Source organism: Pseudofrankia inefficax (assembly GCF_000166135.1).
GTDB classification, from domain to species: Bacteria; Actinomycetota; Actinomycetes; order Frankiales; family Frankiaceae; genus Pseudofrankia; species Pseudofrankia inefficax.
This window is the reverse complement of sequence record NC_014666.1, coordinates 8,340,147-8,365,402: the sequence shown is the minus strand read 5'-3', so window position 1 is coordinate 8,365,402 and position 25,256 is coordinate 8,340,147. Positions and strand designations below refer to the sequence as shown.

Here is a 25,256-nt window from a genome sequence, read left to right as displayed (position 1 = left end):
GTCAGCCGCGGACCTCGTCGAGGATCTCGCCGGCGCCCGCCCGTTCGCTGATCGCGGCGACGACGTCGCCGGGCAGCATGCCCTCCTCGGCGATCAACGCGACGAGTGCCTCTGCCGTCGTACCGAGGTCGTCGAGCAGATCGAGATCCCCGATCGGCTGGGCGTGCAGCATGACGGCCTGGTCCTCGTCCTCGTCATCGTCGTCCCCGCCACGCGGCGCCGGCAGCGGCAGCGCGTCGGCCAGCAGGGCCTCGGCCAGGCCGGAGGTCCCGAGGACGCGCCGGTCGGAGAGGAAGACCCGGGGGTCGGACGTGTCCTCGTCGATCCTGATGATCGCCAGGTACTCGTCGTCCTCCTCGACGAAGGCGACGACGAGGCCGTCGCCGAGATCACGCATCGCGTCGATCAACGCGTCGAGGTCCTCGAGCTCGGCGGGGTCGAGGTCGTATGCCCTCCACCGGTCGTCCTCTCGCGCGATCGCGACGGCCTTGGTGCTCACCGTGGTGTCCTCACATCGTCAAAGCTGGTGGATCGTCAGTCTTTTGCTCGCAACGCCGTTCGGTTCGGAGGGGTCGATGCCTCCGTACCGTGATTCTCGCGCCGTCCCGTTCGCCCGGCGCACCGCGTCGCTCCAGGCCACCCTCGCGGGGGCCGCCCGCCCCGCCCACCCCGGGCCTTGCGGCCGGAGAGGACTGCGCGGACCGGTGCTGACGGTGGTCGAGGGCCTGGTTCGACACCATCCGAATACTCCGCGGAGGGCGATGGTGGCAATCCCCCGGGGACCGAGGCGTCTGAATGCTCGCCGAAGCCCTGTCGGCTCGCATTTATCCCATTCGGTCATATTTGCGGTGGCCTGGGTGGGTCGAGAGGAGGCCCGCGGACGGGAGTCGGCCGGGGAGGCGACCTTGCCCCGGGGGTGATCGCTGGCCCGGTCGCCCGCGGTGGGCGGGGACGAGCGGGGCAAGCGGGGACAGGTCGCGGGGTCGCCGCCACAGCGCCACGGCGGCGTGGCACTGTAGAAATCGCCATGATGACTCCGTTGCCGCGCCGCCTCTCCACGAGGACGAAGACGGCGCTTGCCGTCGAGCGACTGGCGTCCGAGGCGTCTCGCCGGCTGGGCAAGGGTTCCGGCGAGATGATCGGCGGCAAGCTCGCCCTCAGGGTCTCGCCGCACGCCCTCGAAGAGGTCGGCAGCGGCAGGCCGATCGCCTGCGTCTCCGCCACCAACGGTAAGACGACCACCACCCGGCTGCTGGCCAGGGCTCTGGGCACGCTTGGCCCGGTGAAGTCGAACAGCGGCGGGGCGAACATGGCTCCCGGCGTGCTCGCGGCGCTGGCCCGGCCGCCCTATGACGCGGCGGCCGCCCTCGAGGTGGACGAGATCTGGCTGCCCAAGGTGGCGCGCCAGGTCCGGCCACGGGTGGTGGCGCTGCTCAACATCAGCCGCGACCAGCTCGACCGCTCCAACGAGACCCGCCGGATCGCCGCCATCTGGCGTGAGCTCGGCACCGAGCTGGGGGACTGCACGGTCGTCGCCAACGTCGACGACCCGCTCGTCACCTGGGCGGCGATGACCTGGTCGAAGCAGGTCTGGGTCTCGGTCGGGCAGAACTGGACCGCGGACGCGATGGTCTGCCCGCAGTGCGCGCGGCTGCTGCACCGCAACGAGTCCGGCTGGTGGTCGGAGTGCGGGCTGGCGCGCCCGGAGCCGATCGTCGCGGTGACCGGGCCCAACGAGATCATGTGGTTCGGTCACACGATCAGGGCGTCGATCGGCCTGCCCGGCCGGGTCAACCTCGGCAACGCGGCGATGGCGGCCGCGGCGGCCCGCGAGTTCGGGGTACCCGTCGAGGACGCGCTGGCCGCGATGACCGACCTCGGGGATGTCCAGGGCCGCTACCAGGACGTGCTGCTTGGGTCGTCCGGAACGCGGGCCCGGATGCTGCTGGCGAAGAACCCAGCGGGCTGGGTCGAGATGATGGAACTGATCAACTCCACGCCGCCGCGCAGCCTGATCGTCGACTTCAACTCGCAGACCGCGGACGGGCGTGATCCGTCCTGGATCTGGGACGTGCCGTTCGAGCGGCTGGCGGGCCGTCCGGTTCTCGTCACCGGGGATCGGAAGGAAGACATGAGCGTGCGGCTGGCCTACGCCGGCGTTCGGCACACCGTGCACCCGAGCGCGGAGGAGGCGGCCGACGCGGCCGGTGACAGCAGGTTGGACGTCGTCGCGAACTACACCGCGTTCCGTGACCTGCTCGTGCGGACCACGCCCGCGCCGCGCCCGCCCGCCGCGCCGCTGGCGCCCGCCCCCGGCGGTGCCTGGTGAGCCTCTTCCAGCCGGAGCCGCGCGGCTCCCGCAACCGCCGCCAGGACGACGACCCCCGCGAGCCCGGCCGCGAGTGGCCCCCGCGTGAGCAGCCTGGCTTCGAGCCCGAGCCGGGATTCGGACCGCCCGGGGGAGATCCGGCCGGCGGCGGCCCGTACGGCGGGGCGCCGTACGGTGGCGGCCCGTACGGCGGCGCTCCAGCTGGTCAGCGCCAGGCTCCGCCGGCCGCCGACCCGTACGAGCACACTCGTCCGATCTACCAGCACCCGGACGAACTGCCGCCGGGGCCGTACCCCGCGCGGGGTCTGCCGGTGCGGCGCGGCCCGGCGCGGCCCGAGCTTCCGCCCGGGCGGCCCGAGCTTCCGCCCGCGGCCGGGCAGCTACCGTCCCGGGCGGATCCACCCGGCCAGGCGTACCCGCCCCAGCCGCCCTACCAGGCTCAGGCGAACCCGGCCGCGACCCACCCGGCGGATCACGGCGGCCCGCCGGCGCTGCCGCCACGTCGTTACGCGGCGCCTCAGGTCCCGGCCGCGCACCTGTTCGAACCCGCGCCGGCCCGGCCACGGCCGGATGATTCGCGGCTGCCGGCTCGGCGCGACGACGCGTTCGCCGACGGGTCGTCCCGGCAGTTCTCCGTGCCGGCCAGGGCGCGGCGCAGCCGCGAGTCGACCACCCGGATCGCGCTCATCTACCCGGAGCTGCTCGGGACGTACGGCGACGGCGGCAACGCGATCGTGCTGGCCCAGCGGCTGCGCTGGCGCGGGATGGCGGCCGAGGTCGTCAGCGTGCCGGCGGGAGAGCCGGTGCCGGCGAGCTGCGACATCTACCTGCTCGGCGGCGGCGAGGACGAACCGCAGACCCTCGCCGCCGAGGGCCTGCTGCGCAACAACGCGATCACCCGCGCCGTCGACAGCGGCGCGGCGGTGCTCGCGGTCTGTGCCGGCTACCAGGTGATCGGTGCGACCTTCCCGGCCGGGGGAAAGATCTACGACGGTCTCGGGCTGATCGGCGTCGAGACCCGCCGCTCGTTCGACCCGCCGGAGGCGCCGCTGCCGCCCCGGGTCGTCGGCGACATCGTGCTGGACCCGGACCCGTCGCTGCGGCTGCCGACCGTGCTCGGCTACGAGAACCACGGTGGCCGAACCAGGCCGTTGCCGGAGGCGCGTGGGGTTCCGTTCGGCAAGGTTCGGCTCGGCCTGGGTAACGGCATTCAGGACGGCACCGACGGGATGGTCCACGGCACGGTGCTCGGGACCTATCTGCACGGCCCGCTGCTGGCGCAGAATCCCGCCGTCGCCGATCTGCTGCTGTCCTGGGTACACGGTGAACTGCCGCCGCTGCCTGGACCGCCCGAGGTCGATGCCCTGCGCGCGGCGCGGCTACGGGCCCTGGAGATCGCCTGAGCAAGGACCTTGGCTCGGCCAGGGGCGATGTGGGCGCCGTCATGCCACGGAGGCACGGCTGAGGCCACGTTGGTGGCGCAAACCGGCGCCACGGCGGTGCCTAGTGTGATTCCTTTGGTGGCGTGGCCGCGAACCCGATCTCCGCGTGGTGGAAGAAGAACAGCAAGACAGCCGTCATCGCTGTCGTCGTGATCGCTGTGCTCTGGACCGTCGCCCACGGCAACGGATCGGCGAAGACGAAGGAGAAGGCGCTCCCGGACCAGTACGCGTCCAAGGGGCGCCTGGTGCTGATCCACGCCAAGGAGAAGTCGAAGAGCAAGGTCCCACTGGTCCTCGTGCTGTCGGATGACAACACCAAGACCAAGATTTTCGAGACGGACAGCGGTGCCTCGACCCTGGCGGACCGCAAGCACTTCGCGCTCGTCTATCCGGAGCCGGTCGCGAGCCAGTGGCAGGTCGACCCCAACGGCGCCGACGCCCAGTACCTGAAGGACGTCGTCACCTACATGTCCAAGGACTGGACATCGGTCGACGGGAGCCGCGTCTACATCTGGGGCCTCGGCGAGGGAGCCCGGTTGGCTCTCGCCCTCGCCTGTGCCAACCCGTCCCAGTTCGCGGCGATCGGCGTCGTTGGCCAGTTCGACCCCGACCCGGGCCCGAACTGCGACACCGAGGTCCCGACCGACCGGGAACGCGTCGCCACCCTGGACAAGAACGCGGCGGCCCGGCTGTGGACCTTCTCCTCCAACAAGAAGACCTGAAACCGAGCTAGCGCCGCCCTCAAGGCGACGGGACGGCAGGTCTGGGGTCGGCTGGCGCCGCCCTCGCCGGGTGGGGGGAAGACCCGGCAAGAGCGGCGCCGCCTGGCCGGCCCGGATCCGGGGGGGACCGGTCGGGCCGCCGCCGGGCCGAGGGGGATCGGCCGGCGGTTCGTCCGGAGGCGTCAGTTCGAGGGCGGGAGGGGGAAGCCCTAGGCGGCGCCGACGGACGAGCGTGGGGGCGCGACCAGGGGCCGCGCCGGTTGGAGGTGTGCGGGAACCGGCCACGATGGCACCGGCGAGCCGGTGGTCACGCGGCCAGCACGGAGGATCGCGGCGTCGCCGAGGTCGGACGGGGCGCCAGGACAGGGCCCATGACCGATCCGGCCCGCGACAGCGGGAGATCCGTCAGGGAGCGCTTCGCGCGGAGTCAGGCCGCGTCGCGCTGGTCCGAGGGTGAGTTCGCCGGGACGGGCTCGGTGAAGGACCGCCAGCCGCCCGCCGGGGCGGCCGCGCGGATTTCCGCTTGGCCGGCCACCACGACGGGTGTTTCGTCAGCCGGTTCGCCAAGCCCGATCGGCCGTCGCCGATCGGGCCGGGCTACCTCGCCGGTTTCCGCGCCGCCGGTCCGAGGGACCGGCCGGCCGCCCGGAGGCGGCCAGGTCCTTACAGGACGCGCCCGACGTAGTAGGTCGTGCTGTAGATGGACTCGAGCTTGACCACGTCGCCGCTGTGCGGCGCGGCCCACATCTGCCCGTCGCCGGCGTAGATGCCGACGTGGTAGATGCTGCCCGGCGAGCCGAAGAAGATCAGGTCACCGACCTGCTTGTGCGCCGAGTCGACGTGGAGGGTCGCCTCGTACTGGGCTTCCGCCGTCCGGGGCAGGTTGCGGCCCAGCTGCTTGTAGACGTACTGGACGAGGCTGGAGCAGTCGAACGAGTCCGGTCCGTTGGCCCCGTAGACGTAGGGCTTGCCGGCCTGCAGCGAGGCCAGGTAGACGGCCTTCGAACCGAGGTCGCCGTTCGTCGGGGCGTTGATCGTGATGCCCCGGGAGGCCGACACGGCCGGCTTGGCCAGGACGTTCAGCGTGCCCACGTTGTCCGAGACCGCGGACTGCAGCGCGTCGGTGCCGTCGAATACCGCGGTGATCTGGGTGGTGGTGAGCACCCGCGCGGTGTACGACGTGTATCCGCTGCCGTTCGTCGTCAGGTGCAGGAAGGTGGCGAACCCGGTCGGCAGCTTCACCTGGACCTTGACCAGCTGGTTGGCCAGCGGCTGGTTGGTGTCCTTGTTGGTCAGCTGGAAGCCGACCTCGACCGCCTGGTCGGCGTAGACGTTCACATTCGGGTTCGTGATGTGCAGGTCGACGTCGGCCTTCGAGGCGAGCGCCGGGGCGGCCAGGTCGGACGCCGTGCCGCTGTCCGCGGACGCGAGGGTCGAGGCGAGGCTCACCGGGTGGACCATGGTGCTGCCGCTGCTCCCCCCGGCGCCGAGGGCGCTCGCGAGGTTCAGACCGGTCGTGGTGGTGCCGTCACCGGTGAAGGCGTCGTTTGTGTGGTCCGCGGCTGGGGAACAGCCGGCAAGAGCGATACCGGATACGGCGATGGCGCCGGTCGTGGCCGCGGCGACCGCGGTCCGGCCTTTCGCCTTGGCGACCACGGAAAGGCCGCGGTGACGGCCCCGGCTGGTACTGAGCCGGGCGTCGGTATCCCAAACGGAGGGCGCAGACAAGTCTCGCTGGTCCTTCCCGTACGCCTACGAGGTGAGCTGTCGGGTTCGGGCTGGGCTGCCCGGCCCCCGCGCGACTGGCGCGCGAGGGGCTTCACCCCAAGGCCAGCGCTTTCGCGCCGGCCGGTCTTGCACGGGTGGTTCCCCCGCTCCTGCCCGTGGTGACGACTCGGAGGGGACACCGGGACCGCGGGCAGGATTCGGCGTTCGGTCCGGTGGTTGGGCTGACGTCGTGGAGAAGACTAGTCCACGTGGATGATGACGGTAAACGCAGGTACCGCCGAAACGTCTGGTCTTTCACGAAACGTCGGTTCACAGACGGTGTGTCGCTCTGTCACGGCCCCGGTCGCGGACGGCTATCGGTGGTGCCGTCTGTCTGGGGTGGCGGGGGTTGCGACCGCCCCGGTCGGTACTACCGGTAATCTTGACACTACGCGAAGATGTCATGATCGCCCCGGAAGACCACGGAGCGAACACTTTCCGTGGCGGGCCCCGGGGGTGTGGTAACGGGCACACCCCCTATGCCGAGTGGGCCTATCGGGCTAGACGCGCATCACCCTAAATGTGGTTGCCGTACAAGGTAATAGGACTCAAAGGTAAGGACCAAGGTCCCAAATCGCTACGGGGAGCCGGGCTCGGTCGCCCGTGGCAACCGAGCCGGTGACCGAGAGTCGACTGCCCGAGTGCGGGCCCCGTCGCGGCCGCTTCCCCTGCCGTTAGGGCAGTTCGCCCGGCTGCTGGCGCGGGGCGCGCCGAGTGATGAAGCCGGCCCGGTCGAGCACCTGCAGCTCGATCGCCAGCTCCAGCACCTCGCGCGGGACGGTCCGGTGCATCGCCTGCATCGCCTCGACCGCGGCCCTGGCTCGCTCGGCGAGCTCGTCGAGCGCGTGCTGGCGCTGGCGCATCCGGGCGCGTTCCTCCTGAATGGTGCGCACCGTCTCCTCTTGCCAGCGCCGGGTGAGCACCAGGTGCTCGCTCGCGTCGGCGGCCTGCCGCTTGGCCTCCTCCAGCCGGTCCAGCAGCTGGTCGAGCTGTTCGAGGCGGCCGGCGAGCTCCAGCATGTCGCCGCGGCCGATCCCGGGGAACCGCTGGTCCTCCCATCCGCCTGGCGGGGTCTGCTGGTCCAGCTGGTCCTGCGGCCCCGTGGAGGACTGCAGCACCGCCGGGATGTACGGGCCAGGCGGGGAGGGCGGCTCGGTCCCAGGGGGCGGCGTCGCCGGGGCTGAAGCGAGCGGCTGTGGTCTGGTCGGAACCAGGGCGCCGAAGTAGTCCGCGAAGGACGGCGGCGTCGGGTCGGCGGCCGCCGGTGGGCCGCCGGTGTCGTACCCGGCGGGGGCTGCCGTGCCTTCGGGCTCCAAGCCGTCCGGCCCCGCGTACGCGGCCCTGGAACCGAGGCCGTGCTCGACCGCGAAGCCATCCCCGACCGTGAACCCGCGCTCGACCGCGAACGCGGGTCCGGCGGCGAGCCCTGGTCCGACCGCGAACCCCGCCCCGTCAGACGCCGCGAGCCCGACCCCATCCTGGGCCGCGAACCCGGCCCCATCGTGGACCGCGAACCCGGCGGGCGGCACGGCTTCGCCGGCGCCGAGGCCGTTTCCGGTCGTCGCGTGGCGAGGCCCGGCCGACGGGTCCACGCCACCTGGAGCCAGGCCGTCGGCGGGGAGGACGTCCGGGCCGGAGCCGGACGGCCCGTCGACGGTGCCGTCGGGCACGGTGACGTGAATGTAGGCGCTGTCGATCGCCCGTTCCGGTCCAGTGAGGCTGTGCGGGCCGGTCACATCCGACACGGTTCGTAACGGTAGCCCAGACCGCGAGGAAGCGCGGCAAGATACCCCGTCTCGCTAGTCCGTAGACGTATCCACGACGGAAAGCGATGGCCTCATCACTGGTTGGGGCTCGCTCAGCGTCGGTGCGGCGACGGGTCCGTGGCCCGCGGTTCGGCGGGTGACGGCTTGGCGGCCCGGGGGGTTCGGCGCCGGTGCGCCGGTGGTCAGCCGGGTGCGCGGCGGTGCGCCGGTGGGCAGCGGTGGCCTGGGTGCCGGCGGTGGCTGCTCGGGAGCCGGTGGCGCCCAGCGCAGGTCCCGGCTCCAGCCGCCGTCGATGACCGAGCCGCACGCGTCGACGATCGCCCAGTCGACGACCTGGTCGACGTCGACGACGACCGCCCGGCCCATCCGGATGTGGGCGAGCGACGGGTGGACCGCGTCGTTGAGGCAGCGGCCCTCCAGCCGGGCCCTGGTCCGCCAGGACCGGGCGAGCACCCAGGGCGCCTCCGACCCACCCGGGATCGCCAGCCGGTGCCGGACGATGACGTGCCCGAGCGGCGGCAGTTCCCCCTGGAGGAACCGCAGACGCAGTTGCCCCAGTTGCCCACGGGCGCGCACCACCGCGGCCGCGGTCGTGCTGTCGGGGTCGGCGGATCGGGCGCCGGGCGCGTCCCCGGTGCTGGCCGGCGCGTCGGCGGACCGGCTGGTCGGCCGCACCATGACGGTCGCGCCGTCCGGCAGCGCGAACCGATCGGATCGGCTCCTGGAGGCCGGCGGGGACCCCGGGGCAGCGGTGCCAACCATGTCGTAAGGGTAGTCGATATCTTCCGCAGCGTAGAAAATGGGCTGCCGCTCTGACGCCCATGGCGCTCGCTGAACACCACCTACAACGGGACGTGGATCGGCTAGCGGCGGTAACCGAGAAGGTGCCGCTGATGGTTACTTTCCGTCTCATCGCGTCGACGTGGCCCGGGCGGCCATACCGACGCCGTGAGCGGGCAGGAATCCCGTGTTCGGTGGTTGGTCGGTTCGCGGCCGACCGAGCCAGGGCGTGCCCGTCCAGGCTGTCATGGCCGCGCTCCCGCCCCAGGTGGAGCGGGCGCCGCGCCCAGGAGGTGCACATGCGCTACAGGACGCTGACGAAGCCGGCGACGGCCACGAAGCGGCTGACGAGCAGGCTGGCGAAGCGGGCGAACCGTCGGTCTCAGGCCACCCCGCCGCGGCTGGATCCGGCCGCGGCCGGCGGGATCGGCAGTGGGGCCTGGGCGGACGACGGCGCCGCGGCGCCGGGGCCGCGGGCCGCGGGCCGGCCGCTGGCTCAGGGCGGACTGGCCAGCATGGTCGGCCCGGTCCACCGGGACGCGACCCGGCTCGCCGCCTGGGTCGCCGACGGGGCGCCGAGCGACGCAGATCCTCGCCAGATTCACCATGCCGGCGACGCGGCCGTCGCGGCGATGTGCCAGCACCTCGCGACCATGGACCGGCTGGTCTATCCCGACGTGGCTCAGGTGCTGCCGCATACCGAGGGCACGATCGCCCGGCTGCGCGCGGACGCGCACGAGATGGTGCTGACGATGCGCGGCCTCCAGCAGGTCGCGCAGGGCGACACGCACGGCCGGGGGGCGGCGACCGCCGAGCTCCGCCGCGGCTTCCTGGCCGCGATCGCCGACCACGGCGTGATCGAAGAGGAACTGCTGCGCGAGTACGACGAGGCGGCGCCCGCCTGGCGCCGGGACCGGCTGGTCGCCGAGTACGAGCGGCTGCTGCCGCGCGCGCCCAGCCGCCCGCACCCGTACCTGTTCGCCCGCGGGCCGTTCGCCAGCACGCTGAGATTCGGCGTGCTGGGCCGGTTCGACGTCCTGCTGGACACCATGGACGCCCGCGAGCTGCCCTGGGCGCCGGTGCGGGAGCCGGGCCGGGTCGGCCCGTGGGGAGCCTGGCTGCTGGGCCAGCCGCCGCGCACGGGCGGCCTTCCCAGCAAGGGCAAGGCCGAGGCCGACTCCGTCGCGGCGCCGGCGGGCCGAGAGCGGGAGGGCAAGCGGCCCGGCTGAGCGCGCTCGGGCCGTCTGGAGGCGGGCGCCACCGGCGGACCACAGCCGGCCGCTCAGCTCAGGTCCACGGGCCCTTCGTCGGTGCCATGCGCGAGCCAGCCGCTGACCAGGGACGCGAGCCGGCGGGGGTAGACGGTCTCGGCCGTGGCGCGCACCTCGTCGACGGTCCACCAGCGCCAGTCGAGGGTCGATTTGCGCTCCAGGTCGGTCCACGCCGCGGCGTCGACGTCGACCCGCTCGGGCAGCCGCACCACGAAGAAGGACTCCTGCTGGACGTAGTGCCGGCCGGCGAACTGGAAGCGGGAGACCCGGGTGGCGGCGACGGGGCCGACGTCGGTGAGCCGGATGCCGACCTCTTCGGAGATCTCCCGGATCGCGCCCTGCTGGGGGCTCTCGCCTGGGTCGAGACCGCCGCCGGGCACGTGCCACCAGGTCGGCGAGTCGGCCAGGAACGGGTCGTGCGCCCGGATCAGCAGGAACGCGTCGGACGGGTCGAGCAGCACCACCCGGCCGGCCACCCGCGCGGTCGCGTCCGCCGGTCCGTTCGGATCCTCGGCCGGGGGAGAAGCCGTGGCCAGGTCGAGCGCCGCGGGGGCGGCCGGCGGCGGTTCCGGCGTCGTCGGCAGGTCCTCGCGCGGCGCGTCCACGGCACCCAGCCTGCCAGCTACAGGCCGAGCGGCGTCTTCTCCAGGGTCGCGATGAGGCCTGGGTCACCCGTGACCTCGATCTGGGCGGCGGCCCGCCGGCCGAACCCGTAGAGCAGCAGCTCCGCGGCCGGGCCCCGCAGCGTCACGGCCGGCTCGCCCTTGCGGGCGACGACGCGGCTCGGGCCGGAGGACACAGAAGACGCGGTGCCGTCGGTCCGCTCGAGGCTGTCGGTCCGCTCGAGAACCAGGCCGAAGGGCACCCTGCGGTAGGACAGGCGCGCCATTCGGCGGACCGACGCCCACAGCTTCTCGCGCAGCTCGGGGCTGAGCTCCCGGGCCGGCACCGCGCCGGGAGCACCGCCGCGGCGGACGTCCTCCCCGTGCACGAAGAACTCGACCAGGTTCGTGGCGTCGTCGAACGCGCGGATCCGGGACGGCTGCCAGGCCGGCGGCCCGGACCGGAAGACCGTCAGCAGCTCGGGGAACGGCCGGGCCGTCCGGGTCGCCTTCTCGGCGCGCTCCGTGATCCCGTGCAGCCTCGGAATGATCAGTCCCGGGCTGGCCTTGGGTACCCGCTCCCGGGTTACCAGGTGTGCCACGAGGTCGTAGGTGTCCCATCCCTCGCACAGCGTCGGGTGATCCGGCCCGGCGGCTTCGATGACGTCCGCGAGCAGTGCCCGTTCGTCGCGCGCGCTTCCCATGCGGGCACTGTAGGTCCGCCGCGCCGTGACGTGCATCGCCTACGGATTCCCTTTGCCGGGGCTTTACCAGAGCCGGGTCCGGTCGTATTCCGCCCGTATTTTTCGCGGGACGGTCGCCGGCTGTATCGCCCCGGCCTGTGCGGCCGCGTCGGTGGGCTGTTCCAGGGCCGGCCACGGGCCTGGTGGCCCCGGTCACGGGGCCGCGCCGGTACGTCGCCGGGCGGTCTGGGCGCGCGGGCCGGGTGGGCCGGCCGACATGGGCGAATATGTGCGGCCATTGGGCATTGTGGCTGCGCGGGGCCCGTGTGGCGTGGGCCGGTTGTGCCACAATGTGCCGCGCTGCCTGGGCGGACGGACCTGCTCGGGTGGTGGTCTGGCGGTGAGCAGGAGGAGAACGTGACGTCGACCCGGTTGGGCCGGAACCGCCGGCGGGTCGGCCGGGCGCGATGTCGACTTTCGGACATCCCGCACCGAGTCGCGGGGCGAGCCGGTACCAGTCGACACGGATGTCCAAAAGAACCGGGCGCGGCTAGCGCGACGAATCGAAAGGCGCGGTCCCGACCGTGACGACACCACCTCCCTACGGCTCCCCGAACCCCTACGGCTCCCCGAACCCGTACGGCTCCCCGAACCCGTACGGTCAGCAACCGGGGCCCCCGCCGGGTGGCTACGGAGCGCCCCAGGAGCCGGGTTACGGCTATGGCCAGCAGCCGCCGGTGTACAGCGGCGGACTGCCCGGCTACCCGGCCGGTGGGCCGCCCCAGCAGCCGTACGGCGGCACGCCGATCCCGAACTACCTGTGGCAGTCGATCGTCGTCACGATCCTCTGCTGCCTGCCGGCCGGAGTCGTGGCGATCGTGAACGCCTCCCGCGTCCAGAGCCGCCAGCAGCTGGGCGACATCCAGGGGGCGCTGGACGCGTCCCGGCGGGCGCGGACCTGGTGCATCGTCTCGCTGGTCGTCGGGCTGGTGCTGATCGTTCTCGACATCATCCTCGTCGCCACCGGTGCGATGAGCACCAGTTTCTCCACCCACAGCTCCTACAACGCCTGACCCGTGCGGCCCGGGTTGTCGAGGCGGCTGTCGCTGGCTGGTCGTCCGGTGCGGTGGACGCGCGGGCTTGGGCACCCGGTGTGCGCGCCTAGCCCGGTATCTCGTAACTTCGGCTGACCTGTCGGACGCGCCTCGGCGCCGACCCTCCGACTGCTTCACGATCTCGATCGGTACCGAAACCGACGGCGCTCCCGTAACGGGAGCGATCAGGAATTCACCGAAAGGCGCGGCCCGCGACCGTGACGACTCCTCCGCCCTACGGCAACCCAGGCGACCCTTATGGCCAGCAGCCCGGTTACGGCCAGCAGCCGGGTTATGGTCAGCAGCCCTATGGCCAGCAGCCTGGTTACGGCCAGCAGCCCGGCTATGGCCAGCCGGCCTATGGCACGCCTCCGCCGGGCTACCCGGCCCCTGGAGGCTTCGGGACGCCGCCGCCTGGTGGCGCGCCGATCCCGAACTACCTGTGGCAGTCGATCGTCGTCACCCTGCTCTGTTGCCTTCCGGCCGGCATCGTGGCGATCGTGAACGCCACCCGCGTGCAGCCCAAGCAGCAGCTGGGCGACATCCAGGGTGCGCTTGACTGCTCCAAGCGGGCGCGGACCTGGTGCATCGTGTCGGCCGTTTCCGCAGTCGCGTTCTGGATTCTTTACATCGTTGTTTTCGTCATCATCATTGGCTCGATCAGCAGCAGTAGCAGCTAGCGATTCACCGCGGCACCCGGGCCTGGCAGGCGCGTCCGATGGCTCCCCATTGACCGGGGACCATCGGACGCGCCTGTTGACCGGCTACTCCCAGCGGAGCAGGTCGCTGACCGGACGGCGGACCAGGCCGCGCGCGGCGGCGGCGCCGGTGGCGCAGGCGAGGGCCAGCGTCGCCAGGCAGATGCCGACCAGGAACCACGCGGACGGCAGCTGCCCTATTCCGGGGCCAAGGCCGATGCTGTCGGACACGGCGTCGACCTGGAGCCTGAAGACCAGCAACCCCACCGGGATGCCGACGACCAACGCGAGCGCCGCGAGCCCCAGGGCCGCGACCGCGCCCTGGCCGACGATCTGTCGTGGCGTGAGCCCGAGCGCGCCGGTGACCGCGATATCCCGGGCGTTCTCCCGGTTCGACGCGATCAGCGAGTACAGCATGTTGGTCAGCGCGACCAGCGCGAGCATCAGAATGATCGTCGTCGTCACCGACTCGATGACCGTCCGGCCGGTGATGCTGGAGCTCTGGGTGGAGATCTCGACCCCGTCGCCGAGTCGCTTCGCCAGGGCGGCCTGCACGGTCGCGGGGGATGTGCCCGGCGTCAGCGTCATCCGGTACTGGCTTGGCGCCGCCAGCGGCCCGAGACCCGCCACCGGCATGACCAGGATCTGCCCGCTGTCCTCGGTGGTCCGGTACCAGCCGACGATGTGGACGGGGTGGTCCACGCCGCCGATGTTGACGGTCGTCGTCTCGCCGACCCGCAGCCCCAGCTCGTCGAGCAGCCCGTAGCCGACGGCGGCCTCGCCCGCGGCTGCCGGTAGCCGGCCGGCCCCGACCCGGTAGCCCGGCGCGCGTGGCCCGCCGAACGCGCGGACCCGGAAGGTGAGGTCCTGGTCGCTGCCACGTCGCTCGGTCTCCGACCACCAGCCGGAGATCCCGGGCGTCTGGTTCAGCGCCGCCTCGACCGTGCCGGGCGCGACGTCGCCGCGGCTGACCATGACCTGCCAGGGGTCACCGGTGGCGGCCGGGTTGGTGAGCGCGTGCGACACGGTGAGATGCCACCCGCCGCTGACGACGGCCCCGGTCACCGCGACCAGCAGCGTCAGCGCGGTGAGTGCGCCGCGGACCGGCCGGGCGGCGAGGCGACCCACGCCGAGGAAGGCCAGCCGGCCGGGGACCAGCGCGGTCAGCCGAGCGAGTGGGCCGCCGCGCCGGCCGGCCGCCGGCGCGTCCCGCAGGGCGTCGACGATCGACGCCCGGCCGGCGCGCACCGCGCCCACCACCGTGGCGAGCGTGAGCAGCAGGAGCAGCGCTCCGCCGCTGACCAGCAGGTCACTCACCGCCCAGTGCGGCGCCGGCCGGCCGGTCACGGTCGCGCCGATGTCGACGTTCGGCGCCAGTTCCGCCGCGGCGACCCAGCCGAGCACCGCGGCCACCGCTCCGAGCACCAGATGCTCGACCAGCAACGCCGCGATGAGCTGGGCCGGTCGGACTCCCACGGCGGCGAACAGGGCCATCTCGCGACGCCTCGTCACCATCCGGCTGGTCATCGAGCCGGCGACGATCACGCCCACCGCCACGAGCAGGAAGAGGCCGAACGCCGAAACGATCTTTCCGAAGATCTGTTCCATCCGGACCAGGTCGCCCCGGGTGCTCGGCCAGGTGTTCGTCCCGATGACCGCGGGGCCCAACCGGGCGATGACCGTGCTGGAGACGGCCTCGGCCGAGACACCCGGGGCGTCCTCGACCCAGTAGGTGACGCCGTCCGCGGGCCCGACCCGCGACAGGCCGGCGTCCGAGATCCACAGCCGGGCCTGGCCACACTGCGGGAAGCCGCAGTCGGTCAACTCGTTCGCGGTGCCGGCGAGGGTGAAGGGAACGTCGCCGCTCGGCCCGCGTAGCGCGATCCGGTCACCGGGACGCAGGCCCAGATCCGCGGCAGCGCTGCGCTCCAGCACGATCTCGTTCGCCCCGCGCAGCCAGTGCCCGGCCACCAGGGCCGGATGGTTCACGGCGACCGCCGGGTCGGCCAGCGAGGTGACCTCGCTGTGGTACTCGCCGCTCGTGCCCGCGGTGCCAGCCGGCGAGGCCGGGACCACGAGCGTGGTGTCCAGGAAGCGCAGCGGCCCGACGACCGTGCGGACCCCCGGTATCTGGCGCAGCTCGGCGGCCACGGCGCTTGGCGACGGCGTCGCGTTCCCGGTAGCGGCCGGGCCGGGCTTGTCGATGGTCGAGTCATGCGCCCAGACGACGACGTCGGCGACGTTGGTGCGCTCCGCGAGACGGTCGATCGCCTTGGTGCCCTGGCCGCTGACCACGAGGCCGATGGACAATCCCAGCGCCGAGAAGGCGAGGACCAGCACGGTGACCGCGATGCCGGCGCGGCTGCGGCCGCGCAGGCCGGCGAGTGCGAGCAGCAGGACGGTGCGCATCACCAGCTCCCCAGCCCGAGCAGGTCGTTGAGGTCGCTGCCGCCTGGCGCCCGTCGCGTCCCGTGGCCGCCGTCCTCGTCGGCGAGCTCGTCGGCCGTCTCGTGGAGCGCGGTCTCGTCGGCGTCGGCCTCGTCGAGCGCGCCGCTCGGGCCGGTGGGAGAAGCGTCGCTGGTGCGGCGGCCGGCGGGCCGGCGCTCGTCGATGATCTGGCCGTCGCGCAGGAAGATGACCCGGTCGGCGGCGGCGGCGACGGCGTAGTCGTGGGTCACCATGATCAGGGTCTGGCCACGCCGGTGCTCCTCACGAAGCAGCTCGACGACGCGGCGGGAGGCGGCCGTGTCCAGCGCGCCGGTGGGCTCGTCGGCCAGCACCAGGTCGGGTCTGGTGGCGATCGCGCGGGCGATCGCCACCCGCTGCTGCTGGCCGCCGGACAGCGTCGCGGGCAGCGCGTGCAGGAGGTCGCCCAGACCGACGGCGTCGAGCACCTCGGCGGCGCGGGCCTTCGCGGCCCGCCGGCCGACGCCGGCCACCCGCAGGCCGAGCTCGACGTTCGCGGCCGCGTTCAGGTGCGGCACCAGGTTGTAGGCCTGGAAGACGAAGCCGACCCTGCGCCGGCGCAGCAGGGCCCGCCGGGCCGCCGAGAGGGTGGTCACCTCGTCGCCGCCGATCCGGATCGAGCCGGCGTCCGGGGTGTCCAGGCCGCCGACCAGGTGCAGCAGCGTCGACTTGCCACAGCCACTCGGGCCGACGACGGCGACCCACTCGCCCGGCGTGACGCTCAGGGATACCCCGCACAGCGCCGGCCTGGCTCGCTCGCCGCGGCCAAAGGACCTTTTCAGCGCGGTGATGACGAGAATCGGTTCGATTGTGGTCTTCGGGTCCGTCGTAGTCATGGATCAGGTCCTCCCGTACTGGGCGAGGCGGGCCTCGACGATGTCGAGCCAGCGCAGCTCGGCCTCCAGGTGCAGCACGGAGGCGTCGCGAAGCAGGTCGCCAATGCCGGCGACGCTGAAATGAGCGGCAGCCGGGGCCGCGGGGTCGGCCGGCTGGGGAATCAGGTCGTCCTCGGCGGGCGAGTCCCGGACGGGTGCCGCCTCGGCGAGGGCCCGCAGCGCCCGCAGGCAGCGGGACCGGTGCGCGGCGAGCGTGCGGGCGGCGCTGCCCGGCCCGGCCTTCGCCGGCTCACCGTCGCGGGCGGCGTGGGCGTCGTAGATCAGCCCGGCGACCAGCCGCTGCACGACGTCGCTCTTGCCGACCGGAAGATCGCTGGGCTCCTCCAGCCAGCCGCGCAGCGACTTGCGGCCGGTGTCGGTCAGCTCGTAGACCTTGCGGTCCGGGCCCCCGCTGCCCTCCGCGACGTGGTGCGTGACGGCGCCGTCCCGCTCCAGCCGGGTGAGGGTCACGTAGATCTGCCCGACGTTGATCGGCGGAGCGACGTCGCCGAACAGGTCGTCGTGTGCGCGCTTGAGCTCGTAGCCATGGGCCGGTCCCCGGTCCAACAGGGCGAGCATCAGGTACCTCACGGCGCCTTGTGGTTCGGGACGGCGGGGCGGGCCGCCTGCATAACGGTTAGGTAGATCTGCATAACGGTTATGTACATCCGTTAGCTAGTCCCGTCAACACCCCATCGCGGACCGCATCACCGCCTGCGCCGCAGTGCCGCCTTGATCGCCGGGTTTGACCCTCGTGTGGTCGTGATGGCGCGCGGAACGCGACCACTGAAGGGCCGAAGCGGCGATCAAGAGGATGGCCGCACGGAGGGGTCGGGCCGATCGGCCGCGGCGCGGATTTCGTCCGCCCGTTGACTACGGTAGGTGGCGCAGCCGTCGCCTGGTGTGGTTGGTGGGCCTTGACGGGCGAGATTGGTGGGGTGCAGGAGTACCCGTGCCCGGATTTTTCCCCCGGGGGGTTGACGGACGGGCAGGATCGGGTGGGTGCAGACACGGCTGGCATCTGACGATGACTGGCCTGGAATCTGGCCTATCTGGCACGCACAGGTCGCGGCCGGGGAGCTGTACACCTGGCACCCGGACACCCAGGAGTCGGACGCCCGGGAACTGTGGATGCTGCCGAAGCCCGCCGTCGTCCTGGTGATGGAGGACGACGCGGGTGACGGGCGGATCGTCGCGACCGCGCAGATCACCCCGGCGCTCGCCGGGCTCGGTGACCACGTCGCGCAGCTGATCTTCATGGCCCACCCGGACCGGACCGCCGAAGGAGCCGACCGGGCGATGGCCGAGGCCGCGATCGAGTACGCGACAGAGCTCGGCTACCGGGCGATGCAGTCCACCGCGGTGGTCGCCGGCAACACCCGGATGGTCGCGATCTGGCGGGTGCTCGCCTTCCGGGTGATCGGCACGCTGCCGTCAGCCTTCCGCCACCCCTGGAACGGCGACGTCGACCTGTACGTCATGCACCGTTTCCTCCCGTACAAGACGTACCGGCCCCGCCGGGACTAGGGCAGCGCGGTCGAATCCTGATCGGCGCCGTTCGAGGCCAGTGGGACGTCGTCATCCAGGTCCTCGGGCGCGAGGGCGGCCCAGTGCGGGTGTTCGGTCCTGGCCCACCAGCGGGGGACGTAGCCGGTGCGCATGCCGGCGCGGGCGACCGGGTCGCGGGAAGCCATCCAGAGGTGGCCGCAGACGGTGAAGAAGATGCCGAAGGCGAGAAGGTCGTGCACGAAGGAGGCCCCGGTGCGGTACCGGTCCGGGATGTGGAGATCCTGGCCGAGGTACATCACCAGGCCGGTCCCGAGAAACACCAGGATCGATCCGGCGACGACGGCCGCGTACAGCTTCTGGCCCGCGTTGAACTTCCCGCCGACCGTGAGCGGGCCCTGGTCGTGACCACCCGCGCCTCGCCGAGCGGTTGACGATGGAGTGCCCGACCTGGCCCAAGCCGGCCCCGCCTGGCGCGCCCGGCGCTCCTCGCTGAAGGGCAGCAGCCGGGCCCGCAGCCACGCGCCATCGGGGGCGGTGAAGCGGTTGAGCTCGGTGGTGTCGCGGCGGAAGCCCCGGGTGAGCCAGCCGAGCAGCGCCGGAACCGGCAGCGCCAGGCCGCAGTACAGGTGAATCGACATGATCAGCGGGCGACGGCCGAAGAGGAGCGCCAACGCCGGCAGATAGAGGATCGCGGCCGTGGCCAGGCAGACACCGAACAACAACCCGGTCGTCCGGTGCACCCAGCGGGTCGCGGGCCCGAAGCGCCGAATGTCGCCGCCGCGGCTTGCCGGGGGGTTTCGCAGGTACTCGCCGATGGACACGGTCAGACCGGCCTGTCGCTGCGGCCGTTGGACTGGCCGATCCAGGCCTCGACGTCGTAGCCGCGCCGCTCCCACCAGCCGGGAGCGACCTGGTCGACGACCTCGATCTCGCCCAGCCATTTGATCGACTTGTAGCCGTACATCGGCGCCACATACAGCCGGACCGGACCACCATGGTCGTAGCTGACCGGGCCGTTCAGCATGCGCAGGGCAACCAGGACGTCCGGCCGGCGGGCCTCCTCCAGCGTCAGGCTCTCGTCGTAGAACCCGTCGAACGAGCGGAACGTCACCGCTCGGGCCGTCGAATGCACGCCGACCCGTTCGAGCAGATCGGCGAGCTTCACGCCGGACCAGTGCACGCCACCGACCCGCCAGCCGGTCACGCACTGGAAGTCACGGGTGAGCTCCGTCTGCTTCATCGCCTCCAGGTCCGCGAGCGTCAGCGTGGCCGGCTCGTTCACCAGGCCGTGGACCTTGAGCTGGTAGGTGGCCGCGGACAGATGCGGCACCGACGAGGTCACCGTGTAGATCTGGAATCCGTCGCCGGGGATCAGGTTGGTGAGGCCGGTCGTGTCGCGGGCCCGCAGCGGCGCGACGGCGTTGTCCAGTGCCCGCTGGACGACGGAGCCGACGGCGACCCCGGCCGCGCCGAGTGCGGCCACCGCGAGCACCACCCGGCGCCCCACCGGCGAGCCTTCGACCACGTTCTCAGTGAACACCCGCCTTCCACGCCGGCGAACCGGCGCGGCAGGGTTTTCTCCGCTTCTTAAGATCTGACGGCGCTGGCCAGCGCTGTCTCACGCTTCCCTGCTGTCCGACGCTGCCCGGGCGGCGTCGCGCTGGACTCGGCCGCCTCGGGCCTCAGCGCCCCTGGCGTCGCGTGTTCAGCCCGCGACGCAGCGCCGCCGGGCCCGTGGCGTCGCCCGGTCCCTACGGTCGCGCGGTCCGTAGCGCCGCCCGGCTCATGGCGCCGCCCGGTCCGTAGGGTTGCTTGGCCCGTGGCATCGCCCGGGACGGCGCGGGGATCGACGGCGACCTGATAACCACCTGGTGGCCGGCACGCCAGTTCCCCCTGCGCATCCAATGATCAAGGACGTCTCGCGGGGTAGGGGGACGCCTTGATCACTCGTGGCGCAGGCAAAGCGGCGTTCGGCGCCCGAATTTGTCCTCTTTATTCCTTCGCGGTTTTCGATCAAGCTGCGGCGGCTTGGCCGGCTGGCCGAATGATCGGCGTCTGCGCAGGCAAGTCGGCGCCTCGGATCAGGAGGGACCGCGCCGGGGTCGAGTCGCAGCGTGGTCAACGTGGTCCACCAGGCGGCAGCGGCGTCCCGTCGAGCCGCTCAGGCCGTCGCGCCGAGCCGCTCAGGCTGTGGCGTCGCGTCGTTCAGGCCGTCGCGCCGCGTCGTTTAGCCGTGGCGTCGAGCCTCAGACCATGGCGTCGCGCCGCTCAGGCTGTGACGTCGCGTCGGGCGAGGCTGATGGCGGCGATGGCGGCGAATGCCACGGCGTAGGCGGCGCCGAGCAGCAGCGGTCCCCGGTAGCCGGAGATGAGGTTGCCTCCCGTGCCGATGTCGCTGAACACCAGGCCCGGTAGCCATTTGACGCCGTTCAGCCAGGCCTGCTGGATGATGTGCTCCAACGGGAACATCCAGGCGACGCCGATCAGCACGGCCGCGGTCGTCGATCGGATCAACAGGCCGAGCGCTGTCCCCGTGATGGCGAAGAATGTGGTGGCGACGAGGACGTTCAGGTAGTTCTTGCCGGCCTCGCGCAGTGCCACGGCCGTCCACCACTGGCCGGTCGGCACGCCCCGGATCTGCGCCATCAGGACGGCCGTGGCCGCGCTGAGGACGAAGGCCCCAACAAGCGCCACGGCGAGCAGCGACAGCACCGCGCCCATCCGGCCCGCGAGCCAGGACAGCCGGCGTGGCTCGCGCATGAAGATCATCCTGATCGTGCCCTGGCCGTACTCGGTCGCCATGGTCGCCGCGCACAGCACCATCAGCAACAGGCCGGTGAACGTCGAACCGACCCGGAACCCAAGCAGTATCCCGCCGGGAGTCGCGAGTGCCTGCAACGTCGGCACGCTGACCTCGGGCATCCGCGCGGCTCCCAACCCGCCGTTCTTGGCGAGCGCGAAGCTGAGCACGCTGGACAGCACCGCCAGCGCCGCGAGGCCGCCCATGGCCAGAAAGGTCCCCGGCCGCCGCAGCTTGCGGGCCTCGGACCGATAGCTACGCCCAATGGCCACCAGCCGCCCGTCCCGGGCCGGCTCTCTGTCTCGGGCTGGCCGCCCGTCCCGGGCTGGCCGCCTGGTCCCGAGCGCGTCTCGTTCCCCGATGGGTAGGGCGTCTTCCTGAGACTTCATGCTCGATCTCCCGTAATGGCCTGGCTAGCGGAGGCGCCGGCCGCGACCAGGCCCGTGTAGCGCTCTTCCAACGTCACTCGGGCCGGCGCGATCTCCACAAGGGCGATGCCCCGTGCGTGCGCGGCGCGGTTCAGCTCGGCGAGCGGTGCCCGTGACGGCTCCGCGCGATCGGCGGCGCCGCCCGCGCCTCCCCCGACCGGCCGCGCGACCAGGGTGGCGAGCACGCGATCTCCGTCCCGCTCGACGGCGAAGCCGAGCCCGGCGGCGAGGTCCGCGAGCATGCCGACGTCCGCCGGCCGCTCGGGTCGCAGCGCCACCCGCTGCCGACCGGTGGCCAACAACCCGTCGGGCGGCCCCTGGTAGGCCAGTGCGCCCCGGTCGACGACGATGATCCAGTCGCAGATCTGCTCCACCTCGGCGAGCAGGTGCGAGGAGACGACGATCGTCCGCCGCCGCGCGGGCACGCGGTCGGCGCCCGTCGCCGCGGCTCGGGTCGCGGCGCCGACCCCGCCGCCGCTCCCGGCCGCGGTCCCGGCTCCGGTCGCGACCTCGACCCCGGCTCCGATCCCAGCTCCGGCCCCGACCCCTGCTCCAGCACCGGCTTCGCCCCGGGCTCCGGCTCCGGCCTCTCCGGCCCTGCCCTCGCCGCCGCGGACCGCGAGCCCTCGGATCAGGTCGCGCATCAGCCGGATGCCCATCGGGTCCAGGCCGTTCGTCGGCTCGTCGAGCACCAGCAGCTCCGGGTCGCCGAGCAGCGCGGCAGCGATCGCCAGCCGCTGTTTCATGCCCAGCGAGTAGGCCCGCACCTCGTCGCCGGCCCGCTCGGCGAGGCCCACCTCGGCCAGCACCGGCTCCACCTGGGCCCGGTCGAGCCCCGCCAGGATCGCCATCGCCTCCAGATTGCGGCGGGCCGACAGCCGTGGGTACAGCGCCGGGCTCTCGATCAGCGCGCCGATCCGGGGCAGGTAACGCGCCGGCTCGCCGAGGGGCTGGCCGAGCACCGTACCGGCCCCGGCGGTCGGCCGTACCAGGCCGAGCAGCATCCGCAGCGTCGTCGTCTTGCCTGCGCCGTTCGGGCCGATGAACCCGGCGACCGCTCCGGCCGGAATCCGAAGATCGAGATCGCGGACGACGGTCCGGCGCCCGTACCTCTTCGACAGTCCCCGCACGTCGACGGCCACCGGCCCGTCAGGCGCTTGCTCGTCACGCGGTTGCTCGTCACGGTCGGCGAACTGCTCCAGCACAGGCCTCGCGCCGCGGACCGCCGTCACGGAGTGATCCGGAAGGTCGGGTGGTCGGCCGGGTCGGGCAGCGCGCGGAAGGCGCCGGCGACGCCGGGCGCCGAGCCGAAGGACGTCCGGTAGGCCGCCAGCACCGGGCCGCGTTCCGTCACGGGCACCTCAGTGGCGATGATCTCGAAGCTGGCGCGACCGTCCGCACGGGTCAGCCGGCCCCGGCCGGAGGCGCGCAGGTCCAGGGCCCAGTCCGTCACGCCGAACGCCGCCACCAGGTAGGACGCGCCCCCGTGGTCGAGCACCGCGACCGGGGTCGTGCGCCACCTCCCGGTGACCCGGCCAGGTACCGACAGCCGGCGCACCAGCGCCGGGCGGAACCGCGGCGCCAGCCGGTCGCCGACCGCCCGCGCGATCCAGGGCCGGCGTACGTAGGGCCTCGTCGACGACGTCATGAGTCCGTCTCCGTTCCTCGGTGACCTCATGACGATCAGCCTGCTGGCCGCCGACCCGTCGCGTCGTCCCCCCACCGACGGCACCTTCGGTACGCCGCCCGCCGTAGCCCCCTACGCCCCGGGCCCCGGCCCGGCCCTGCGGTAGCGGCCCAGGGTCCCTGCCGGAGCGGCGAAGCCGGTCTGGGAGATCGGGGGCCGGCCGTTCCCGCCCTAAACGAGCCCGGCCTGGTTGGCCAGCACGGCCAGTTGGGCGCGGTCGCGGGCGCCGAGCTTGACCATGACGCGGCTGACGTGGGTGCGGGCGGTCGCCGGGCTGATCACGAGGCGGGCGGCGATCTCGTCGTTGGACAGGCCGTGACCGACGAGGCCCATCACCTCGCGTTCGCGGTCGGTGAGGCCGTCGAGGTCCGGCGCGCCAGGCCCGACCGGGCGGCGGGCGAACGCCTCGATGACCCGCCGGGTGACGGCTGGCGACAGCAGCGACTCGCCGGCCGCGACGACCCGGATCGCGCGCAGCAGGTCGGCCGGCTCGCTGTCCTTGAGCACGAACCCGGAGGCACCGCCGCGTAGTGCTTCGAAAACGTACTCGTCCAGCTCGAACGTGGTGACCATGACTACCCGGGTGCCGTGCAGCGCCGGGTCTGCGGTGATCTCCCGCAGGGCGGCGAGACCATCCAGCACGGGCATCCGGATGTCGAGCAGGACGACGTCGGGCCGGGTCCGGCGGACCAGCTCGACGGCGGTCCGGCCGTCCTCCGCCTCGCCGACGAGCTCCAGGTCCTCCTCCGTCTCGACCAGCACGCGCAGCCCCAGCCTGATCAACGGCTGGTCGTCGGCCACCACGACTCTGATCAACGAGACCCTCCGCTGGCCGCGTTTCGGCCGTAGTTGCCTGCCTGGCTCATGGTGCCCGTTCTGCCGCCGGGCCCGCCGCGTGGCAGAGGCAGCCGGGCGCTCACCTGCCAGCCGCCCGCGCCGTGCGGACCGGCGGCCAGCTCGCCGCCCAGCTCCATGGCCCGCTCCCGCAGCCCGGTCAGCCCGTGGCCGTAGGGGGTCGGGCTGACCGGCGCGGTGTCCGCCAGCGGCCGTTCCGGGAGGTTGGTGACGTCGATCGTCACTCGGGCGTCCTCGGCGCACACCCGGACCGCGACCCGGGCTCCGCGCGCGTGCCGCAGCACGTTGGTCAGCGACTCCTGCACGATCCTGTACGCGGCGAGGTCGACGTCGGCCGGGAGCCGGTCCAGCGGCCCGCTGGTCGCGGCGTCGACGAGCACACCGCACAGCCGCACCTCCGAGAGCAGCCCTGGCAGCCGGCCGAGCCCCGTCAACGGGGTCCGCTCTGCCGATGGTGCCCCTGTCGCTACGACCGGCGGCCGGGAGTCGGGCGGCGCCACACGGTCGAGGTGCCAGCCAGCCTTGCCGGCCGCCGTCGCCGCGTCACCGGCAGTACCGGCAGCACCGGCGACCGGCTCCCGAGCCACCAGTTCGCCGGCCACCGGCGCGTCGGTGCTCGACTCGCCGACCGGCGGGACCGCCTCGGACTGGCCGGCGCGGGTCAGGGCGAGGGTGGCGCGCAGCTCGTCGAGCGCCTCGATGGAGGTCCGGCGGATCGCCTCCAGCGAGAGCTGCGCCTGCTCGGGCCGCCGGTCCAGGACGTGCAACGCGACGCCGGCCTGCAGCGAGATGATCGAAAGACTGTGTCCGACGACGTCGTGCACCTCCCGGGCCATCCGGAGCCGCTCGGCGTCGATCAGGCGGGCGTGCGCCTCGCCCTCGGCAGTCACCCGCCAGCTCCGGTGCTCCTGGATGAGTGCCCCCACGACGACGGGGGCGGCCCCGACCAGCAGCGACGCGGCGAACCCGGCGAACAGGTCCCAGCCTCCGCCGGCATGCCCGCGATCGAAGCTCGCCACGTTGCCCGCGGCGACGAGGCAGGTGGCGCAGATGGCGGCCCAGGCGGCCTCGCGGCGCCCGCTGGTCCGCCCGACGGTGAGGCCGACGATCGCCATCGCGATGAAGTACGGCCCTTCCGGATACCCGACCCCGAGGAAGATCCCGACGAGCGCGGCCTCGACGACCAGGGCCGGACGCGGGGCCCAGCGGCGGATCAGCAGGATTGCCGCGATCCCGATCAGCAGTCCGTACGCGAAAGCGTCGACGGGCTGGTGCGGCGCGGGCTGTGTTCCGCCCCATTTGGTCGCGCTGACCAGGAACACGGTGGTGAACGCGGCGGCTGTCAGCAGATCGATCAGCAGATACCGAAGGTTCCGTCGAAACCACGGTCCGTCCACCAGCCGACGGTAGCGCCGTCCAGTACCGGTGGCATCCCCTTCGACGCGTATCCCCAGGTACGCAGCCGACCGTACCCAGGGCCGC

General features: G+C 72.8%; 24 protein-coding genes and 1 riboswitch. Of the genes, 8 read left to right on the top strand and 16 right to left on the bottom strand.

What is annotated here, in order from left to right; genetic code table 11:
- Position 1: 1 nt before the first annotated feature.
- Entirely contained in the window at positions 2–499 is a 498-nt protein-coding gene (locus tag FRAEUI1C_RS33945; RefSeq protein ID WP_013427917.1) for a tRNA adenosine deaminase-associated protein, read from the bottom strand.
- A 528-nt stretch (positions 500–1,027) separates the two neighbouring features.
- Between FRAEUI1C_RS33945 and FRAEUI1C_RS33940 the strand changes: the two genes are divergently transcribed.
- The 3 genes from FRAEUI1C_RS33940 (at position 1,028) to FRAEUI1C_RS33930 (ending at position 4,493) form a co-directional block, all read left to right on the top strand.
- A complete protein-coding gene (locus FRAEUI1C_RS33940; protein WP_013427916.1) occupies positions 1,028–2,329 on the top strand; it encodes a MurT ligase domain-containing protein in 1,302 nt (433 codons plus the stop codon).
- A 635-nt stretch (positions 2,330–2,964) separates the two neighbouring features.
- Positions 2,965–3,732 carry a type 1 glutamine amidotransferase gene (locus tag FRAEUI1C_RS39965; RefSeq protein ID WP_041262131.1) on the top strand — a complete coding sequence of 256 codons (768 nt, stop codon included), beginning with the start codon at positions 2,965–2,967 and terminating at the stop codon, positions 3,730–3,732.
- A gap of 122 nt (positions 3,733–3,854) precedes the next feature.
- Positions 3,855–4,493: a PHB depolymerase family esterase gene (locus FRAEUI1C_RS33930; RefSeq protein ID WP_013427914.1), complete on the top strand. Its 639-nt coding sequence runs from the start codon at positions 3,855–3,857 to the stop codon at positions 4,491–4,493.
- A gap of 663 nt (positions 4,494–5,156) precedes the next feature.
- On the opposite strand, the gene FRAEUI1C_RS33925 is transcribed toward FRAEUI1C_RS33930, so the two are convergent.
- The 3 genes from FRAEUI1C_RS33925 to FRAEUI1C_RS40575 all read right to left on the bottom strand — a co-directional run bounded on the left by FRAEUI1C_RS33925 (position 5,157) and on the right by FRAEUI1C_RS40575 (position 8,788).
- Positions 5,157–6,149 carry a C40 family peptidase gene (locus FRAEUI1C_RS33925; RefSeq protein ID WP_232425222.1) on the bottom strand — a complete coding sequence of 331 codons (993 nt, stop codon included), beginning with the start codon at positions 6,147–6,149 and terminating at the stop codon, positions 5,157–5,159.
- Between the two features lie 79 nt (positions 6,150–6,228).
- Positions 6,229–6,403, bottom strand: a riboswitch (cyclic di-AMP (ydaO/yuaA leader).
- A gap of 531 nt (positions 6,404–6,934) precedes the next feature.
- Positions 6,935–8,005 (bottom strand): hypothetical protein, encoded by a 1,071-nt coding sequence (locus FRAEUI1C_RS42105; protein ID WP_013427912.1) that lies wholly within the window; start codon positions 8,003–8,005, stop codon positions 6,935–6,937.
- Positions 8,006–8,059: 54 nt separating this feature from the next.
- Positions 8,060–8,788 (bottom strand): hypothetical protein, encoded by a 729-nt coding sequence (locus tag FRAEUI1C_RS40575; RefSeq protein WP_013427911.1) that lies wholly within the window; start codon positions 8,786–8,788, stop codon positions 8,060–8,062.
- Positions 8,789–9,105: 317 nt separating this feature from the next.
- Between FRAEUI1C_RS40575 and FRAEUI1C_RS33910 the strand changes: the two genes are divergently transcribed.
- The gene (locus FRAEUI1C_RS33910; protein ID WP_013427910.1) at positions 9,106–10,035 is read left to right on the top strand and encodes a hemerythrin domain-containing protein; all 930 of its coding nucleotides are present in this window, start codon (positions 9,106–9,108) and stop codon (positions 10,033–10,035) included.
- Between the two features lie 53 nt (positions 10,036–10,088).
- Here FRAEUI1C_RS33910 and FRAEUI1C_RS33905 read toward each other — a convergent pair whose 3' ends face one another.
- Together FRAEUI1C_RS33905 and FRAEUI1C_RS33900 are read right to left on the bottom strand one after the other, a co-directional pair.
- Positions 10,089–10,682 carry an NUDIX hydrolase gene (locus FRAEUI1C_RS33905; RefSeq protein WP_013427909.1) on the bottom strand — a complete coding sequence of 198 codons (594 nt, stop codon included), beginning with the start codon at positions 10,680–10,682 and terminating at the stop codon, positions 10,089–10,091.
- 17 nt (positions 10,683–10,699) lie between these two features.
- Entirely contained in the window at positions 10,700–11,383 is a 684-nt protein-coding gene (locus FRAEUI1C_RS33900) for a TIGR03085 family metal-binding protein (RefSeq protein ID WP_041259818.1), read from the bottom strand.
- Between the two features lie 563 nt (positions 11,384–11,946).
- Between FRAEUI1C_RS33900 and FRAEUI1C_RS33895 the strand changes: the two genes are divergently transcribed.
- Complete coding sequence (locus tag FRAEUI1C_RS33895; RefSeq protein WP_013427907.1) at positions 11,947–12,435, top strand: CD225/dispanin family protein; 489 nt, start codon at positions 11,947–11,949, stop codon at positions 12,433–12,435.
- A gap of 239 nt (positions 12,436–12,674) precedes the next feature.
- Positions 12,675–13,136: a CD225/dispanin family protein gene (locus FRAEUI1C_RS33890; protein WP_013427906.1), complete on the top strand. Its 462-nt coding sequence runs from the start codon at positions 12,675–12,677 to the stop codon at positions 13,134–13,136.
- Positions 13,137–13,220: 84 nt separating this feature from the next.
- On the opposite strand, the gene FRAEUI1C_RS33885 is transcribed toward FRAEUI1C_RS33890, so the two are convergent.
- Genes FRAEUI1C_RS33885 through FRAEUI1C_RS36965 form a run of 3 tightly spaced genes read right to left on the bottom strand, consistent with a single transcriptional unit; the run spans position 13,221 to position 17,074 of the window.
- On the bottom strand, positions 13,221–15,563 hold the full coding sequence (locus FRAEUI1C_RS33885) for an ABC transporter permease (protein ID WP_013427905.1): 2,343 nt from the start codon (positions 15,561–15,563) through the stop codon (positions 13,221–13,223).
- The gene (locus tag FRAEUI1C_RS33880) at positions 15,563–16,456 is read right to left on the bottom strand and encodes an ABC transporter ATP-binding protein (RefSeq protein ID WP_013427904.1); all 894 of its coding nucleotides are present in this window, start codon (positions 16,454–16,456) and stop codon (positions 15,563–15,565) included. Before FRAEUI1C_RS33880 ends, FRAEUI1C_RS33885 begins: the two co-directional genes overlap by 1 nt.
- Positions 16,457–16,459: 3 nt before the next feature.
- Complete coding sequence (locus FRAEUI1C_RS36965) at positions 16,460–17,074, bottom strand: PadR family transcriptional regulator (RefSeq protein WP_013427903.1); 615 nt, start codon at positions 17,072–17,074, stop codon at positions 16,460–16,462.
- A 423-nt stretch (positions 17,075–17,497) separates the two neighbouring features.
- On the opposite strand from FRAEUI1C_RS36965, the gene FRAEUI1C_RS33870 reads away from it, so the two are divergent.
- Entirely contained in the window at positions 17,498–18,022 is a 525-nt protein-coding gene (locus FRAEUI1C_RS33870; protein WP_013427902.1) for a GNAT family N-acetyltransferase, read from the top strand.
- Here the strand turns inward: FRAEUI1C_RS33870 and FRAEUI1C_RS33865 are convergent.
- The 5 genes from FRAEUI1C_RS33865 to FRAEUI1C_RS33845 form a co-directional block, all read right to left on the bottom strand.
- Positions 18,019–18,825, bottom strand: coding sequence for a cytochrome b/b6 domain-containing protein (locus tag FRAEUI1C_RS33865; protein ID WP_013427901.1), 807 nt, complete (start codon positions 18,823–18,825; stop codon positions 18,019–18,021). The two genes, FRAEUI1C_RS33870 and FRAEUI1C_RS33865, sit on opposite strands and share 4 nt — an antisense overlap.
- 2 nt (positions 18,826–18,827) lie before the next feature.
- Positions 18,828–19,544 (bottom strand): molybdopterin-dependent oxidoreductase, encoded by a 717-nt coding sequence (locus tag FRAEUI1C_RS33860; protein WP_013427900.1) that lies wholly within the window; start codon positions 19,542–19,544, stop codon positions 18,828–18,830.
- A 728-nt stretch (positions 19,545–20,272) separates the two neighbouring features.
- Entirely contained in the window at positions 20,273–21,076 is an 804-nt protein-coding gene (locus FRAEUI1C_RS33855; RefSeq protein ID WP_232425221.1) for a DUF2705 family protein, read from the bottom strand.
- A gap of 113 nt (positions 21,077–21,189) precedes the next feature.
- Positions 21,190–22,464, bottom strand: coding sequence for an ABC transporter ATP-binding protein (locus FRAEUI1C_RS38780; protein WP_013427898.1), 1,275 nt, complete (start codon positions 22,462–22,464; stop codon positions 21,190–21,192).
- Complete coding sequence (locus FRAEUI1C_RS33845) at positions 22,461–22,880, bottom strand: nitroreductase/quinone reductase family protein (RefSeq protein WP_013427897.1); 420 nt, start codon at positions 22,878–22,880, stop codon at positions 22,461–22,463. The genes FRAEUI1C_RS38780 and FRAEUI1C_RS33845 overlap by 4 nt, the downstream gene beginning before the upstream one ends.
- Between FRAEUI1C_RS33845 and FRAEUI1C_RS39960 the strand changes: the two genes are divergently transcribed.
- On the top strand, positions 22,879–23,025 hold the full coding sequence (locus tag FRAEUI1C_RS39960) for a hypothetical protein (protein ID WP_157735154.1): 147 nt from the start codon (positions 22,879–22,881) through the stop codon (positions 23,023–23,025). The genes FRAEUI1C_RS33845 and FRAEUI1C_RS39960 overlap by 2 nt on opposite strands.
- Positions 23,026–23,090: 65 nt before the next feature.
- On the opposite strand, the gene FRAEUI1C_RS33840 is transcribed toward FRAEUI1C_RS39960, so the two are convergent.
- On the bottom strand, positions 23,091–23,735 hold the full coding sequence (locus FRAEUI1C_RS33840) for a response regulator (protein WP_013427896.1): 645 nt from the start codon (positions 23,733–23,735) through the stop codon (positions 23,091–23,093).
- Positions 23,732–25,171, bottom strand: a complete 1,440-nt coding sequence (locus FRAEUI1C_RS42260) for a sensor histidine kinase (protein ID WP_013427895.1) — start codon at positions 25,169–25,171, stop codon at positions 23,732–23,734. Before FRAEUI1C_RS42260 ends, FRAEUI1C_RS33840 begins: the two co-directional genes overlap by 4 nt.
- Positions 25,172–25,256: the final 85 nt, after the last annotated feature.

Bases quoted from the DNA above. Each gene is read 5' to 3' on its own strand.
- FRAEUI1C_RS33845 (WP_013427897.1), bottom strand. From the start codon at position 22,880: ATGACGTCGTCGACGAGGCCCTACGTACGCCGGCCCTGGATCGCGCGG.
- FRAEUI1C_RS33885 (WP_013427905.1), bottom strand. From the start codon at position 15,563: ATGCGCACCGTCCTGCTGCTCGCACTCGCCGGCCTGCGCGGCCGCAGC.
- FRAEUI1C_RS33880 (WP_013427904.1), bottom strand. From the start codon at position 16,456: ATGACTACGACGGACCCGAAGACCACAATCGAACCGATTCTCGTCATC.
- FRAEUI1C_RS39960 (WP_157735154.1), top strand. From the start codon at position 22,879: ATGAGTCCGTCTCCGTTCCTCGGTGACCTCATGACGATCAGCCTGCTG.
- FRAEUI1C_RS33900 (WP_041259818.1), bottom strand. From the start codon at position 11,383: ATGGGAAGCGCGCGCGACGAACGGGCACTGCTCGCGGACGTCATCGAA.
- FRAEUI1C_RS33910 (WP_013427910.1), top strand. From the start codon at position 9,106: ATGCGCTACAGGACGCTGACGAAGCCGGCGACGGCCACGAAGCGGCTG.
- FRAEUI1C_RS33940 (WP_013427916.1), top strand. From the start codon at position 1,028: ATGATGACTCCGTTGCCGCGCCGCCTCTCCACGAGGACGAAGACGGCG.
- FRAEUI1C_RS36965 (WP_013427903.1), bottom strand. From the start codon at position 17,074: ATGCTCGCCCTGTTGGACCGGGGACCGGCCCATGGCTACGAGCTCAAG.
- FRAEUI1C_RS40575 (WP_013427911.1), bottom strand. From the start codon at position 8,788: ATGGTTGGCACCGCTGCCCCGGGGTCCCCGCCGGCCTCCAGGAGCCGA.